This window comes from Streptomyces sp. NPDC001027 (genome assembly GCF_040299045.1).
GTDB lineage: Bacteria > Actinomycetota > Actinomycetes > Streptomycetales > Streptomycetaceae > Streptomyces.
Genome location: NZ_JBEPBI010000204.1, coordinates 1 through 14,324 on the forward strand (window position 1 = coordinate 1; position 14,324 = coordinate 14,324).

Here is a 14,324-nt window from a genome sequence, read left to right on the forward strand (position 1 = left end):
CGACCACCTTGATATACACAACTATGTCAACATTTTTTCAGTACTCGACGCTCTTCATTTGGGGGGATGGGGGGTCTCCCCACCCTTGGGAGCCGCCCCTTCCGCAAGCGTGGAGGCAGTCCCCCGGTCTGGCCTCATAATGGCGACGAGACATCCGATGTCTGAACGACGGACGAGAGCGAGGCCGGTCATGGCAGTCACCGACGAGGCGATCGAGAAGATCAAGGGCATGATCGTCTCGGGTGCGCTGCGCCCCGGCGACCGGCTGCCCAAGGAGAGCGAGCTGGCCGCCGACCTCGGGCTGTCCCGCAACTCCCTGCGCGAGGCGGTGCGCGCGCTGTCCCTCATCCGGATCCTGGACGTGCGGCAGGGCGACGGCACCTACGTCACCAGCCTCGACCCGCAACTGCTGCTGGAGGCGCTGAGTTTCGTCGTCGACTTCCACCGCGACGACACGGTCCTGGAGTTCCTGGCGGTGCGCCGGATACTGGAGCCGGCCGCGACGGCGATGGCCGCCCTGCGCATAAGTGAGCAGCAACTGGACGCCCTGGACGCCCAGTTGGACAAGCTCGGCGCCGAGCCCTCGGTGGAGGAACTCGTCGCGGGCGACCTGGAGTTCCACCGGGGCATCGTGCAGAGCGCGGGCAACTCGGTGCTGTGCTCGCTGCTCGACGGGCTGTCCGGGCCCACCACCCGGGCCCGGATCTGGCGGGGCCTGACCCAGGAGGACGCCGTCGCCGGCACCCTGCGGGAGCACCGGGCGATCCTCGCGGCCCTGCGCGACCGGGACGCCGAGGCCGCCAGATCGTGGGCGACGGTGCACATCGCGAGCGTGGAGCAGTGGCTGCGTTCCACGCTGTGACTGGGCTGGGCGGGGTCGCCCGGCGCCGACTCGGGGGTGTTCAGGGGTGGCGAACGGGGCAGTGATCCGTTCACTCCCCGTACAAAGGGGCTGCGGGCGCCCCCGCAGAACGCCGTAAGGTTGGGTGGTCAAGCGAGGGCACGTCGGAAGGAGGCGCTGGGTGATCGAGCTCGAGGGGGTTCCCGAGCTGATCGACCCGGTCATGGTGGCCGCGTTCGAGGGCTGGAACGACGCCGGCGACGCCGCCTCCACCGCGGTCGCGCATCTGGAGCGGGAGTGGAAGGGCGAGGTGTTCGCGGCGCTGGACGCCGAGGACTACTACGACTTCCAGGTGAACCGTCCGACGGTGTGGCTGGACGCAGGCGTGCGCAAGATCACCTGGCCGACGACGAGACTGTCCGTGGTCCGGGTCGGCGGTGACAAGCCCCGCGACCTGGTGCTGGTGCGCGGCATCGAACCGTCGATGCGCTGGCGCTCCTTCTGCAACGAACTGCTCGGCTTCGCCCACGAATTGGGCGTGGAGCTGGTGGTCATCCTGGGCGCCCTGCTCGGCGACACCCCGCACACGCGTCCGGTGCCGATCAGCGGGACGACGTCCGATGCGGACCTGGCGCAGCGGATGGACCTGGAGGAGACCAAGTACGAGGGCCCCACGGGCATCGTCGGCGTCCTCCAGGAGGCGTGCACCCACGCCGGGGTGCCCGCGGTGAGTCTGTGGGCGGCGGTGCCGCACTACGTGTCGCAGCCGCCGAACCCGAAGGCGACGCTGGCCCTCCTCAACCGCCTGGAGGACCTGATCGACGTGCGCATCCCCCTGGGCGAGCTGCCCGAGGACGCGCGGGCCTGGCAGGTGGGCGTGGATCAGCTGGCGGCCGAGGACACCGAGGTCGCCGAGTACGTGCAGACGCTGGAGGAGGCCCGGGACACCGCCGAACTGCCGGAGGCGTCGGGCGAGGCTATCGCCCGCGAGTTCGAGCGCTATCTGCGCCGGCGGGACGGCGGCGGCCCGCCCGACCCCGGGGAGCGGACCCGTCCCCCGTACCCCCCGAAGACGAGCGAGGAAGCCTCCGAGGACCGGCCTAGCGAGGAGTCGTCCGACGACGGCGATTCGTCGGACGACTGAAACCGGCGGACGACGGGCGAAGACGGCTCGGTCGGCTGAGCCGGGCGTCGGAGACGGCGACAGCGACAGGGGCGGTGCGCGGTGTGCGCGCCGCCCCTGTCGCCGTCCCGCAGGTGACCGGTTCGTACGGTTACAGCGCCACGCCCAGCAGGGCGTCCACCGCGCGGGAGACGACCCCGGGGGCGCCCATGTCGGCGCCGCCCCGCTCCTGCTGGAGCGCGGCCCAGCGGTCGACGGCGGCCAGCGCGGCCGGTGCGTCGAGGTCGTTGGCGAGGGCTTCCCGGATCTCGTCGACCAGGGCTTCGGCGGGCGGCCCGTCGGGCCGGGAGACGGCCGCGCGCCAGCGGCCGAGCCGTGCCTCGGCGTCCGCCAGCACCTGGTCGGTCCACTCCCAGTCGGCGCGGTAGTGGTGGGCGAGGAGGGTGAGCCGGATCGCCGCGGGGTCGACGCCGTCCTGGCGCAGCCGGGAGACGAAGACGAGGTTGCCCCGGGACTTCGACATCTTCTCGCCGTCCAGGGCGACCATGCCGGCGTGGACGTACGCCTTGGCCATCGGGAACTCGCCGGTCAGCGCCTGGGCGTGGGAGGCGCCCATCTCGTGGTGCGGGAAGGCGAGGTCGGAGCCGCCGCCCTGCACGTCGAAGCCCATCCCGAGGTGGTCCAGCGCGATGGCCACGCACTCGATGTGCCAGCCGGGGCGGCCCCGGCCGAGCGAGTCGCCGTCCCAGCTGGGCTCGCCCTCGCGGGCGGCCATCCACAGCATCGGGTCGAGCGGGTTCTTCTTGCCCGGGCGGTCCGGGTCGCCGCCGCGCTCGGCGGACAGCAGCCGCATGGCCGCCGCGTCCAGGTTCGAGACCTCGCCGAAGTGCGGGTCGGACTCGACGGAGAAGTAGACGTCGCCCTCGAGCTCGTAGGCGGCGCCCGCGTCGCGCAGCCGCTCGACGAGCGGGACGATGCCGGGTATCGCCTCGACGGCGCCTATGTAGTCCTGCGGCGGGAGCATCCGCAGCGCGGTCATGTCCTCGCGGAAGAGAGCCGTCTCCTTCTCGGCCAGGGCGGTCCAGTCGACGCCGTCGCGCTCGGCCCGCTCCAGCAGCGGGTCGTCGACGTCGGTGACGTTCTGGACGTAGTGAACCTGCCGCTTGGTGTCGAGCCACACGCGCTGAACGAGGTCGAACGCGTTGTAGGTCGCCGCGTGACCCATGTGGGTCGCGTCGTACGGCGTGATGCCGCAGACGTAGATACGGGCGACGGGACCGGGGGCCAGAGAGACCAGGCCGCCGGTCGCGGTGTCGTGGATCCTCAGGTCGCGGCCCTGACCAGGCAGGGCGGGGACCTCGGAAGCGGGCCAGGCATGCATGTCATGAGCCTAACCGGACGGCAGTTGCGGGTACGAACCGGAGCGGGCCGGATGGCCGGGAAGGCGTTCTTGTGCGATCCCGGCCGACGTGCCCGGACCGGCGGGTTCCGGACGGCGTCCCGCGAGGGGCGGGCGGGCTACACGGGAGGCCAGGGGATCGCCGGCCAGTCGCCCGTCGGCTCGGGGTGGACGCCCGACTCCAGCAGCGCCTCGGTACGCGCGCGCGTGGCGTCGAGTTCGGCGGGGGTGATCAGTGGGGTCAGGACGGCGGTCAGCCGTCCGGCCGGTTCCAGGGCGCCCTTGAGGGCCTTGAGCACGTCCACGGCCTCGCCGCTCAACGGCTCCCCGGCCCAGCCCCACAGCAGGGTGCGCAGCTTGTTCTCGGCGTTGAAGGCGACGCCGTGGTCGATGCCGTAGAGCCGGCCGTCGGCGGTGGGCAGCAGATGGCCGCCCTTGCGGTCGGCGTTGTTGATCACCGCGTCGAGGACGGCGAGCCGTCTGAGCCGCTCGTCGTCGGCGTGCACCAGGAGCGCGGTACGGCCTTCGCCGACCTCGGCGAACCCGACGGCCTTCCAGCCCGGCCCGGGCTCCTGCGCGTCCACGAGGGCGAGCAGCTCGGCCTCCGGCGCCGTCTCGATCCACAGCTGGCACATGCCCTCGCCGTACGGTCCCTCCCGCAGCACGGTCGGCGGCACGAGGCCCCAGCCGGTGGCCTCGGAGACCTCGTAGGCGGCCACCTCGCGGCCGGCGAGGGTGCCGTCGGGGAAGTCCCACAGCGGCCGCTCGCCTGCCACGGGCTTGTAGACGCAGGCGGCCTCACGGCCCTCGTGGGCGACGGTGCAGTACAGGGCCGCGTTCGAGGCCTCACGGATGCGTCCGCGCACGGTGAGCTCCCCGTGCGCGAGGAGTGCGGCGGTGGCGGGGTCGGTGGTCGTCACGCCCCCCGGCGGTATCCGTTCTGGCGCGGACATACGTGTCCTTCCGGGTCGAGCGGCAGGCTGCACAGCGGGCACGGCGGACGGCCGGCGTTGACGACGTCGAGGGCGCGCTTGGCGAAGGCCCTCGCCTGGGAGCCGCTGAGCCGGACCCGCAGCATCGGCGGGCCGTTCTCCTCGTCCTGCAGGAGTTTCTCCTCGGCCTCCGCGAGGTCCTCCTCGGAGTCCGCCTCGAGTTCCACGAGGGCCTGCGCCTCGACGATCATGCGCTGTTCCTCGCCGTCCCAGGCGAGGGCCATGGTGCCGACCCGGAACTCCTCCTCGATCGGGGTGTCGAGGGGCGCGGTGTCGGTGTTCTCGGCGGGCGACACGGCGGGCACCGCGGCGCTGCCGCCGCTGCGCCGCACGACCTCGTCCAGCAGCTCGTCCATGCGCTCGGCGAGTGCGGCGACCTGGGTCTTCTCCAGGGCCACGCTGGTCACCCGGGTACCGGCCGTGGCCTGGAGGAAGAAAGTGCGGCGCCCGGGCAGTCCGACCGTACCGGCCACGAAGCGGTCCGGGGGGTCGTAGAGGAACACCTGACGGGACACGTCCTGATCTCCATGGGAATCGAGGGTCGTCGTGGGTCGGGGAGGCGGATGAGGATCGTCCGTGCGGGTAGGCGCGCCTACACGAACCGCTTCACCCTACTGCGGCCGACGATCACGGTGCGCCCGCACCGCCCCCGACCGTGGCGTCCCCGGTCGGCGGCTCCTCGCGGGGTGCGAGGGAGGCGAGGTCGCCGGTGTCGCCGAGACGCACGAGAAAGGGGCGCAGCCGGGTGTAACGGATCGCGGTGACGGAACACGGTTCGACGGAGATCCGCTGGAAGAGGTCGAGATGAAGTCCGAGGGCGTCCGCCACGAGCGACTTGATGACGTCGCCGTGCGAGCACATCAGATAGACGGCGTCGGCTCCGTGGTCGCGTTCCACGCGCGCGTTCCACTCGCGGACCGCCTCCGCGGCGCGGGTCTGCATGGCCCGCAGGGACTCGCCGCCGGGGAAGGCGGCGGCGGAGGGGTGCGACTGCACGACCTCCATCAGCGGCTCGTCCATCAGCTCGGCGAGCTTGCGGCCGGACCAGTCGCCGTAGTGGCACTCCCCGATCCGCTCGTCGGTGTGCGCGCGCAGGCCGGGGCGGGCGTCGAGGAGGGGCCGGACCGTCTCCTGGCAGCGCTGCAGGGGGCTCGCGACGACTTCCGCGAGGGGCAGCGCCGCGAGCCTCTCGGGCAGCGCCGCGGCCTGTGCGGCGCCGCGCTCGTCGAGGGCGACTCCCGGCGTCCAGCCGGCGAGCACGGCGGAGGTGTTGGCGGTGGACCGGCCGTGCCGGACGAGGATCAGCGTGGGCATGCGGCCCAGGGTAGGCGCACGCGCGCGTGTGCCGGTGAGGGTGCGAGGGGAGAATCCGACGCGTGATCGTCGACTGTGCCATCTACCGTGACGGGCGCCGTGCCGAGGGCCCGCAGGACTTCTCCGACGCCGTGGACGAGGCGCGGTCCGCGGGCGGGTTCGTGTGGATCGGGCTGCACGAGCCCACCGAGAAGGAGTTCGACCACGTCACCCGGGAGTTCGGGCTGCACCCGCTGGCCGTCGAGGACGCGCTCAAGGCCCACCAGCGGCCCAAGCTGGAGGTCTACGACGACTCGCTGTTCCTGGTGTTCAAGCCGGTCGTCTACGAGCCGGAGAGCGACGCCGTGTCCTCCGGCGAGGTGATGGTGTTCCTCGGCGACTCCTTCCTGGTGACCGTGCGGCACGGCGACGGCGCCCCGCTGGCCGCCGTGCGCCGCCGGCTGGAGGACGAGCCGGAACTGCTCGCCAAGGGGCCGACGGCGGTGGTGTACGCGATCGCCGACGCCACCGTGGACCACTACCTGGACGTGGCGACGGAGCTGCAGACCGACCTGGAGGAGCTGGAGACGGAGGTGTTCTCGCCGGACGGGGGCGGTTCGCGGAACACGGCGTCGCGGATCTACACCTTCAAGCGGCAGATCCTGGAGTTCCGCCGGGCGACCGGCCCGCTGGGGCCGCCGCTGAGCCGGCTCGCCGGCACCGGCGCGTACGGTTCGAGCGTGCCGTTCGTGAACGACAGGGCGCGGCCCTTCTTCCGTGACGTGCAAGACCACCTGACGCGCGTGAACGAGTCCGTGGAGGGCCTGGACCGGCTGGTGACGGACATCCTGTCGGCGCATCTGGCGCAGATGAGCGTCCGGCAGAACGACGACATGCGCAAGATCTCGGCGTGGGCGGCGATGGCCGCCGTCCCCACGATGATCGCGGGGATCTACGGCATGAACTTCGAGCACATGCCGGAACTCCACTGGGTGTGGTCGTATCCGGCGGTCATCGCGGTGATGGGCGTGCTCGAGGTGCTCCTGTTCCGGTTGTTCAAGCGGCGCGGCTGGCTGTAGCCGGCCGCACGGCTCAGGCGAACTCGGCGGCGGTGGTCGCCGGGCCGCCGAGCGCGTCACGGCGCTCCGGCATCCGCAGGGACACCATGCGCCGCCAGCCCACGAGCCGCTCCCACGCGTACACGGCGTGGATGCCGGCCGCGAGGACGGCGGCCTTCGCCCTCGGCCAGCCGAGGAGCCGGCCCATGTGGTCCATGACGGCCAGGCTGACGTCCCGGTAGACGCGGATCTCGGCGAGCGCGCAGGCGCGCAGGGTGCGCTGGATGGCCCGGCCGTGGCCCGCGCGGGCGAGGCGCAGCAGTTCCTCGTGGCAGTAGGCGAGGTGGTTGTCCTCGTCGTTGGAGATCATCTTCACCGCTCGGCCGAGGTCGGGGTGGTCGGCGAAGTGCCTGCGCAGCAGTTCCATCTGCTCGGAGGCGCGCTGTTCGGTGACCCGGCTGTGGGCGAGGTAGGTGACGATGTCCGGCACGCTCAGCGGCTCGTCCGCGCTCAGCCGGTCGTGGGCGAGGCCGATGCCGCCGCGCTCCAGCAGCATCGTGTAGTCGGTCTCCGGCGGCACGGGCACGGGGTCCAGACCACGCCTGCGCATCAGGGCGTTGAAGATCCGCCCGTGCTTGTCCTCGTCGGCGCCGTGCCGGGCGATCCGGGGGGCGAGATCGCGTTCGCTCGGCGGGACGAGCGCGGCGATCCGGGCGTTCTCCCAGCCGCCCTGCGACTCGCCGCCGGCGGCGATGGAGCAGAACAGCGCGAAGGACCGGTCGTTGTCGATGATCTCCTGGAACAGACTCTTGGCCGAAAGCACTCGTCGCTCACCTCTCCGCGTGGCGCGTGATTCCGCGACATTCCGTGAGAAACGAGTCAAATGCGGTGACTGCGACGGTGCAACAGGTGTGCCGGGCGGCTCCGCCGAACGGGGGATCCCGGGAGTCGGCGCGCAGGCGTAACCACGCGGCCCGCGACGCGTTGTTCCCCGTGACGGCCGTGGCGGGGAAGACCCCCGAGCCCCCACCACGGCCGCTGAAATCCCCGCCGGGCGGCTAGCCGAGACCGGCGGTCTCCAGGGCCTCGGCGCCCGCCCGCAGCGAGGCGAGACGCTCCTCCAGGGTGAATCCGGCGGGCGCCAGGGTGAGGGTGGTGACGCCGGCCGCCGCGTAGGCCTTCATGCGGTCGGCGATCCGCTCCACCGAGCCAAGCAGCGTGGTCTGGTCGATCAGCCGGTGCGGCACGGCCGCGGCCGCGCCCTGCTTGTCTCCGGCCAGGTACTTGTCCTGAATCTCGGCCGCCGCCTGCTCGTAGCCCATGCGCTGGGCGAGCTGGTTGTAGAAGTTCTGCTTGCGGCTGCCCATGCCGCCGACGTACAGCGCGGTGTAGGGACGGAAGGTGTCGGCGAGCCGCTCGACGTCCTTGTCCTCGCCGAGCGCGAGCGGCAGCGTGGGGCAGACGTCGAAGCCGTCGAGGGTCTTGCCGGCCTTCTCCCGGCCGGCCCGCAGATGCGTGATCGCGGTGTCCTCGAGGTGGTCGGCGGACGGGAAGATCAGCAGCGCCCCGTCGGCGATCTCGCCGGTCTGCTCGAGGTTCTTCGGGCCGATCGCGGCGATGTACAGCGGGATGTGCTCGCGCTCCGGGTGCACGGTCAGCTTGATCGGCTTGCCCGGTCCGCCGGGCAGCGGCAGCGTCCAGTGCGCGCCCTCGTACGACAGGCGCTCACGCGTCATCGCCTTGCGGACGATCTCGACGTACTCGCGCGTCCGGGACAGCGGCTTGTCGAACTTGACGCCGTACCAGCCCTCGGAGACCTGCGGGCCGGAGACGCCGAGGCCGAGCCGGAAGCGGCCGCCGGACAGGGAGTCGAGGGTGGCGGCGGTCATCGCGGTCATCGCGGGCTGACGTGCCGGGATCTGGAAGATGGCGGAGCCGACGTCGATCCGCTCGGTCTGCGCGGCGACCCAGGTGAGCACGGTGGCCGCGTCCGATCCGTAGGCCTCGGCGGCCCAGCAGACGGCGTACCCGAGGCGGTCGGCCTCCTGGGCGACGGCGAGGTTGTCGCCGTCCATTCCGGCACCCCAGTAGCCGAGGTTGATCCCGAGCTGCATGGCCGATCCCCTTACTCATCAGTAACGACGCTGTTCCGCAGACCTTAGCGCGGCGAGGGGCGAGCGGGTGGCGTGGAGCCCGGTGAGGGCCGCCGCCTGCGGGGACCCGGCCGCCCGACCCGGAGATCCGGTTGTCCACAGGCAACCCACTGCCCAGTTCTGGCCAGTAATCTCGGCGTCCATGGAGCAGAGGCATCTCGGCCGCACCGGCCTGCGCGTGTCCCGTATCGGGCTCGGCACCCTGACCTGGGGCCGCGACACCGACGAGCACGACGCCGCGGACGTCATGAAGACGTTCTGGGAGGCGGGCGGGACCCTCGTCGACACGGCCGACGTGTACGGGGACGGGGACGCCGAGTACCTGCTCGGACGGGTCTTGGAGGGGCTGGTGCCGCGCCGGGACCTGATCATCTCGACCAAGGCGGGCAGCGTGCCCGACCCGGACCGCCGGTTCGACGGTTCGCGCGGTCACCTCCTCGCCGCCCTCGACGCCTCGCTGGCCCGGCTCGGCACGGACTACGTCGACCTGTGGCAGGTGCACGCCTTCGACCCGGACACCCCGCTGGAGGAGACGCTGCAGGCCCTCGACATCGCCGTCGCCAGCGGTCGCGCCCGGTACGCCGGAGTCTCCAACTTCTGCGGCTGGCAGCTCGCCAAGGCGGCCACCTGGCAGCTGTCCGCGCCGGGCACGCGCACCCGGCTCGCGGCGACCCAGATGGAGTACTCGCTGCTGCAGCGCGGCATCGAGCGCGAGGTGCTGCCCGCCGCGCTGGACCTGGGCATCGGGCTGCTGCCCTCCTCCCCGCTGGGCCGCGGCGTGCTCACCGGCAAATACCGCGGCGACGCCCTGCCGCCGGACTCACGGGGCGCCTCGGACCACTTCGGGCTCTTCGTGGAGCCGTACCTCGACGACACCGCGAGCCGTGTCGTGGACGCCGTGTCGACCGCGGCGGACGGGCTGGCGGTGACGCCGCTGCAGGTCGCCCTCGCCTGGGTCCGCGACCGTCCCGGGGTGGCCGCCCCGATCGTCGGCGCGCGCAACGCGCAGCAGCTCACGGCGGCATTGTCAGTGGAGGCGCTTAGTCTTCCTGACGAGATCTGCCGGGCGCTCGACGATGTGTCGGCGCCCGTGCACCGCTATCCCGATCACGACTGGAGCACGCTGTGAGCACGGAGCCGGAGCCCCGGGACACGACGGAGAACACCGGACCGGGGACACCGCGCAGCACCGGGGCCCCCACCGCACCGGACGCCGCCGCAACGGCAGAACCGCCCGCAGCCGACCCCGCCGCCTCAGCCGCCGAAGAGACGGACGCCGAGCAACCGGAGTCCACCGGCGAAAAGGGCGAACACACGGAGGCGGCGGGCGCGGAGCCCGCGGGTGCGCAGGCGGCGGGTGGCGAGGGGGCGGACGCGGAAGCCGCAGGCGCAGAAGCTGGTGGTGGCGAGGGGGCGGACGGCGAAGGCGCGGATTCGGGGGGCGCGGACGGGGGTGACGGGCAAGCGGCCGGGCAGATCTCCGAGGCTCAGGCCGAGCTGGCCGCGCAGAAGCTCGAGCGGGAGCGGATCGAGCGGCGCAAGGCCGAGAAGGCCGCGCCCATCGCCGCGGGGGCCAAGCTCAGCGGAAAGGCCGCCGACCTGCTGGCGGCCGTGCGCGCTGTGGAGGGCGGGGCGAAGCCGGCGGCCACCGTCTTCGACGACCCGCAGGCCGCCCCGCGCCGTCCCGCCCAGGAGCCGGTGCGCCGCGCGCAGCAGCTTCCCACCGAGGCCTCAGGACCGGCGGCGCCGGCGGCGGACGCCGTCGAGGGCGTGCGCCGCGCGCTGGCCGACGGCGGTGCGCCCGAGGCGCTCGCACCGCAGACCGCCGTCGCACTCGGCGAGGGCGCCGGGCGCCTGCTGCGCGAGGACCCGTGGCAACTGCTGCGCGTCCCCGGTGTGCGCCCCGAGCAGGCGGACGGGTTCGCACGGACGCTGCTCGGCCCGGACTGCGCCCCCGACGACGAGCGACGCGGTCGCGCGGTCACGGTCTGGCTGCTGGAGCAGGCCGCCCTGGCCGGTCACACCGCCCTGGACCTGCCGGCGCTGACCGCGGCCCTCGGCCGCCACGCCGTGCCGAACGCGGAGACGGCCGTGCAGAACACGCTGGCCGAGGGTGAGGCCCTCGCCTTCCAGGACGCCTTGGACACGCCGGGCGCCGAGCGGCCGGCGTCGGCGGCGAGTGCGGCGTCGGGGGGACCGGCCGAAGAAGGGGAGGCGGACGAGGAGAGCCGGCCGGTCCGCGTCCTGGTCGGACTGGAGCGTCACGCGCTCGCGGAGGAGAGCCTCGCCGACGCGCTGGCCCGCGTGATCAACTCGCCGGCGAAGGACTCCGCCGCGGCGTGGGAGCCGGCGGCGGCCGCGGCGACCGGCAGCACGGCCGAGCTGATCCGCGCCGTCGCCGGAAACGGTCTGGTGCTGCACACCGGTGGGGAGGCCGCCCGCGCCGAACCGGCCGCCCTGCTCGCCGCGGCCCGGGCGCTGGGCCTGCGCGCGGTCGCGGCCACCCACACATCCGACGGGCGTCGCCGGCTCGCGGCTCTTCTCGGCGACCAGGGCGGCGCGGCGGACAGCGCGGACGAGAACTGGGGCGAGGGCTCGGGCGAGGGCGCGGTCGTGACCGTCCGCGGCCTGCTCTCGGGCGTCGAAGGGCCCGGCCGGGACGCCGAGGGCGCGTTCGCGCTCGACCTGCTGGTCCTGCTCGACGCGCCGCAACTCGACGTGGAGAGCGCCGCGATGCTCGCGGAGTCGCTGCCCGACGGGGCGCGGCTGGTGCTCAGCGGGGATCCGGGCGTGCTGTGGTCGGCGGGCCCGGGGCGGGTCTTCGCCGATCTGCTCGCGGCGCGCGTGAGTCCGCAGATCGCCTCACGGACCCCCGACCCGGGTCCGATCGGGGAGCTCGTCTCCGGCGTGGGCATCGGTGAGCTGAACCAGGTCGACGCGCCCCGCAAGGAGATCGTCGTCGTGCCGGTGCGGGACGCCGAGGAGGCCGTGCACCGGACCGTGCAGCTGCTGACCGAGTCGGTGCCGCGCGCCTTCGGGATCACGCCCGAGGAGGCCGTGGTGATCACTCCGGGCCACGGCGGCGCGGCCGGCACGCGCGCGCTCAACGCCGCGCTGAAAGAACGGCTCAATCCGGGCCCCGGCCGCTTCGGCGGGTTCGACCCCGGCGACCGGGTCGCCTACTCCCCCGTGCCGGGCCGTACGGCGCCGGGCCGGGTGGTGACGGCCGACGCCGAGGGGCTGCACCTCTCCTGCGCCGAGGGCTCCGTGGTCGTCCCGAGAGAGCGCGTGGAGCAGGCCGTGCGTCACGGGTGGGCGCTGACCGCGCACCAGGCGGTGGGCAGCCGCTGGCCCGCAGCGGTCGTGGTGCTGCCCGGGGACGCCGGGCAGGTCCTCTCCCGCCCCTGGGTGTACACGGCCTTCGGCAGGGCGGAGCGCCATCTCTCCGTGGTGCACGGCGTCGAACAGACGCTGCCGCGGGCCGTCGCCGAGGTCCCGGCGAAGCCCCGTACCACCCGGCTGCCGGTGCTGCTGCGCACCCAGGTCCCGGCGGCCGCCGAGCAGTCCCCGGTCTGACGCGGACGGCGGCGGCCGCCCAGGGTCACCCCTGTGCGACCGCCGCCGTCGGCACGTCACGGAAGCAGCCCGCTGCCGGTCAGCGATCCGCGTCGAGCCTCTCCAGCTCTTCGTCCTCCTCCAGCCCGTCCACAAGATCGTCGTCGGCGTCGTCGTCGAGGTCGTCGAAGACCGAGCTGACATCGAAGCGGCAGATCACGCTTCCCGGGTCGGGCTGGTCGAACGGCGTCTCCAGCCACTCGCCCGGGTCCGCCGGGTCGTCGGCGGCCAGCACCCACAGCGTCGAGTCGGCCTCCTCGAGGCCGAACTCCTTGTGCCGGGAGGCGATCTCGTCCGGTTCGAACTCGCCGAACAGGATGCCCAGCGCGCCGTGCACGGTGGCCGAGACCTCGGCGCCCGTTCCCTCGTCCTCCGCCGCCTCCACCCGCTGCGCCTGCGCCATCAGCCGCTGCGGCTCCGCGACGGCGTAGTCGCGACGGATCAGCACGCTCAGGGCGTTCGGCTCCTCGGGACCCGCATACGGCGGCAGGGAGTCCTCCGCACCCGGGATCTCGAAGGGCGTGACCTCGTCGTAGCGGTCGTAGAGCAGTTCGTCGTAGACCTCGGCGGCCGCGGCCAGCTCGTTGAACGCCTCGTAGACGGCCGGGTCGTCCTCTCCCGTCCTGCGTTCGACCGCGGCCAGGTGGCGGTCGAGCGCGGTCTTGACCGCCTCGGCGGCGGCGCGTACCTCGGCAGCGGTGGGCTGCGCAGCATCAGACATAGTGCAGACGCTATCCGTACCGGGCCCCAGCCCGCACAATAGATGCGATGCCGGAATACGAATTTGTCAACGTGTACGTGCCGCGCGGGGTCTCCCGCAAGGAGGCGACACGACTGCTGACCGACCATGCCGAGTACGGACACTGGGAGTTGGACCGCCTGAGCCTGCTGCGCGACGGCAGTCGCCGGGTCCGGCTGCGCCGGCGGATCATTCGTCAGGCACGGGCCACGTGGTGAGGTGAGACGACGAAACGGAGCGGGCCCCGCCGTGGCGGGGCCCGCTCCGTCGTGAGCGCCGGGACGCCTCACGCCGAGGGGCGCGCCTTGCGGTAGAGCACCGCGCCGGCGAGCAGCGCGCCGGCGCCGACCGGCACCGCGAGGCCCATCGGCAGCCCGCTTCCGGTGTGCGCGAGCTGCGGCGCGTGGACGGCGGGTCCGTGCACGGACGAGTCGCCGACCGGCGTCACATGACCCGGGGTGGCCGGCTTCTCGGGTGCGGACGGGGTGGACTCACCCGGGTTGCCCGGCTTGCCGGGTCCCTGGTGTCCGGGCTTGCCCGGCGTCTCGTGGCCGCGGGACGGGGGCCGCTGCGGGCCGCTGTCGTTGGCGCAGTCGTTGCCCATCGACGGGTTGAGGATGCCGACGACGTCCACGCTGTTGCCGCACACGTTCACCGGCACGTCGATGGGCGCCTGGACGTGGTTGCCCGAGCCGACGCCGGGCGATCCGCCGGTGTGGCCGCCCGCATGGGCGTCTCCGGAGCCCCCGTGCGCGCCGGAGCCGCCCTGGTGGCCGCCGCCCTGGTGACCGGTCTGGCCGCCGCCGCGGCCCTGGTGGTCGCCGTAGCCGTGGGACTTCCCGCCGCCGCCCTTGTTGACGCACGAGTTGCCGAAGGCCGGGTTGAGCGCGCCGATGACGTCCACGGTGTTGCCGCAGACGTTGACGGGCACGTTGACCGGCGCCTGCACCGAGTTGCCCGACAGGACGCCGGGCGAGTCGGTGGCGGCGCCGTACGCGCCGGAGTCGGCGTGGGCGTAGCCGCCGGCGGCAGCGATCACCCCCGTCGCCGCCGCCACGGTCATGAGGCTTTTACGGGTGGCCTGTCGCATTGCTGATTCCCTGCTTTCGAT

At 73.1% G+C, this 14,324-nt stretch carries 14 protein-coding genes; 6 read left to right on the forward strand and 8 right to left on the reverse strand.

Annotation, left to right across the window (positions count from 1 at the left end; genetic code table 11):
- Positions 1–190: 190 nt before the first annotated feature.
- Positions 191–862, forward strand: coding sequence for a FadR/GntR family transcriptional regulator (locus ABT300_RS33870; RefSeq protein WP_020128291.1), 672 nt, complete (start codon positions 191–193; stop codon positions 860–862).
- A 160-nt stretch (positions 863–1,022) separates the two neighbouring features.
- The gene (locus tag ABT300_RS33875; protein ID WP_351683994.1) at positions 1,023–1,985 is read left to right on the forward strand and encodes a PAC2 family protein; all 963 of its coding nucleotides are present in this window, start codon (positions 1,023–1,025) and stop codon (positions 1,983–1,985) included.
- Between the two features lie 130 nt (positions 1,986–2,115).
- On the opposite strand, the gene mshC is transcribed toward ABT300_RS33875, so the two are convergent.
- The 4 genes from mshC to ABT300_RS33895 form a co-directional block, all read right to left on the reverse strand.
- A complete protein-coding gene (gene mshC / locus ABT300_RS33880) occupies positions 2,116–3,345 on the reverse strand; it encodes a cysteine--1-D-myo-inosityl 2-amino-2-deoxy-alpha-D-glucopyranoside ligase (RefSeq protein ID WP_351683997.1) in 1,230 nt (409 codons plus the stop codon).
- A 137-nt stretch (positions 3,346–3,482) separates the two neighbouring features.
- Positions 3,483–4,316: an SCO1664 family protein gene (locus tag ABT300_RS33885; RefSeq protein WP_452993371.1), complete on the reverse strand. Its 834-nt coding sequence runs from the start codon at positions 4,314–4,316 to the stop codon at positions 3,483–3,485.
- On the reverse strand, positions 4,280–4,870 hold the full coding sequence (locus ABT300_RS33890) for a DUF3090 domain-containing protein (RefSeq protein WP_057579653.1): 591 nt from the start codon (positions 4,868–4,870) through the stop codon (positions 4,280–4,282). Before ABT300_RS33890 ends, ABT300_RS33885 begins: the two co-directional genes overlap by 37 nt.
- Positions 4,871–4,982: 112 nt before the next feature.
- Positions 4,983–5,669: a histidine phosphatase family protein gene (locus tag ABT300_RS33895; protein WP_351684004.1), complete on the reverse strand. Its 687-nt coding sequence runs from the start codon at positions 5,667–5,669 to the stop codon at positions 4,983–4,985.
- Positions 5,670–5,731: 62 nt separating this feature from the next.
- Here ABT300_RS33895 and corA point away from each other — a divergent pair, with 62 nt between their 5' ends.
- Positions 5,732–6,727 carry a magnesium/cobalt transporter CorA gene (gene corA / locus ABT300_RS33900; RefSeq protein WP_351684007.1) on the forward strand — a complete coding sequence of 332 codons (996 nt, stop codon included), beginning with the start codon at positions 5,732–5,734 and terminating at the stop codon, positions 6,725–6,727.
- 13 nt (positions 6,728–6,740) lie between these two features.
- Here corA and ABT300_RS33905 read toward each other — a convergent pair whose 3' ends face one another.
- Both ABT300_RS33905 and ABT300_RS33910 read right to left on the reverse strand, forming a co-directional pair.
- Positions 6,741–7,529: a ferritin-like domain-containing protein gene (locus ABT300_RS33905; protein ID WP_351684010.1), complete on the reverse strand. Its 789-nt coding sequence runs from the start codon at positions 7,527–7,529 to the stop codon at positions 6,741–6,743.
- A gap of 235 nt (positions 7,530–7,764) precedes the next feature.
- A complete protein-coding gene (locus tag ABT300_RS33910) occupies positions 7,765–8,820 on the reverse strand; it encodes an LLM class F420-dependent oxidoreductase (protein ID WP_351684013.1) in 1,056 nt (351 codons plus the stop codon).
- A gap of 181 nt (positions 8,821–9,001) precedes the next feature.
- Between ABT300_RS33910 and ABT300_RS33915 the strand changes: the two genes are divergently transcribed.
- Together ABT300_RS33915 and ABT300_RS33920 are read left to right on the forward strand one after the other, a co-directional pair.
- Positions 9,002–9,988 carry an aldo/keto reductase gene (locus ABT300_RS33915; RefSeq protein ID WP_351684016.1) on the forward strand — a complete coding sequence of 329 codons (987 nt, stop codon included), beginning with the start codon at positions 9,002–9,004 and terminating at the stop codon, positions 9,986–9,988.
- Positions 9,985–12,435: a helix-hairpin-helix domain-containing protein gene (locus ABT300_RS33920; RefSeq protein WP_351684019.1), complete on the forward strand. Its 2,451-nt coding sequence runs from the start codon at positions 9,985–9,987 to the stop codon at positions 12,433–12,435. Before ABT300_RS33915 ends, ABT300_RS33920 begins: the two co-directional genes overlap by 4 nt.
- Positions 12,436–12,514: 79 nt before the next feature.
- Here ABT300_RS33920 and ABT300_RS33925 read toward each other — a convergent pair whose 3' ends face one another.
- A complete protein-coding gene (locus tag ABT300_RS33925) occupies positions 12,515–13,195 on the reverse strand; it encodes a hypothetical protein (protein ID WP_351684022.1) in 681 nt (226 codons plus the stop codon).
- Between the two features lie 47 nt (positions 13,196–13,242).
- Here ABT300_RS33925 and ABT300_RS33930 point away from each other — a divergent pair, with 47 nt between their 5' ends.
- Positions 13,243–13,431 carry a DUF5703 family protein gene (locus tag ABT300_RS33930; protein ID WP_319279459.1) on the forward strand — a complete coding sequence of 63 codons (189 nt, stop codon included), beginning with the start codon at positions 13,243–13,245 and terminating at the stop codon, positions 13,429–13,431.
- 68 nt (positions 13,432–13,499) lie between these two features.
- On the opposite strand, the gene ABT300_RS33935 is transcribed toward ABT300_RS33930, so the two are convergent.
- On the reverse strand, positions 13,500–14,303 hold the full coding sequence (locus tag ABT300_RS33935) for a chaplin (protein ID WP_351684026.1): 804 nt from the start codon (positions 14,301–14,303) through the stop codon (positions 13,500–13,502).
- Positions 14,304–14,324 lie beyond the last annotated feature (21 nt).

Bases quoted from the DNA above. Each gene is read 5' to 3' on its own strand.
- ABT300_RS33870 (WP_020128291.1), top strand. From the start codon at position 191: ATGGCAGTCACCGACGAGGCGATCGAGAAGATCAAGGGCATGATCGTC.
- mshC (WP_351683997.1), bottom strand. From the start codon at position 3,345: ATGCATGCCTGGCCCGCTTCCGAGGTCCCCGCCCTGCCTGGTCAGGGC.
- ABT300_RS33885 (WP_452993371.1), bottom strand. From the start codon at position 4,316: ATGTCCGCGCCAGAACGGATACCGCCGGGGGGCGTGACGACCACCGAC.
- ABT300_RS33895 (WP_351684004.1), bottom strand. From the start codon at position 5,669: ATGCCCACGCTGATCCTCGTCCGGCACGGCCGGTCCACCGCCAACACC.
- ABT300_RS33910 (WP_351684013.1), bottom strand. From the start codon at position 8,820: ATGCAGCTCGGGATCAACCTCGGCTACTGGGGTGCCGGAATGGACGGC.
- ABT300_RS33915 (WP_351684016.1), top strand. From the start codon at position 9,002: ATGGAGCAGAGGCATCTCGGCCGCACCGGCCTGCGCGTGTCCCGTATC.
- ABT300_RS33925 (WP_351684022.1), bottom strand. From the start codon at position 13,195: ATGTCTGATGCTGCGCAGCCCACCGCTGCCGAGGTACGCGCCGCCGCC.
- ABT300_RS33930 (WP_319279459.1), top strand. From the start codon at position 13,243: ATGCCGGAATACGAATTTGTCAACGTGTACGTGCCGCGCGGGGTCTCC.
- ABT300_RS33935 (WP_351684026.1), bottom strand. From the start codon at position 14,303: ATGCGACAGGCCACCCGTAAAAGCCTCATGACCGTGGCGGCGGCGACG.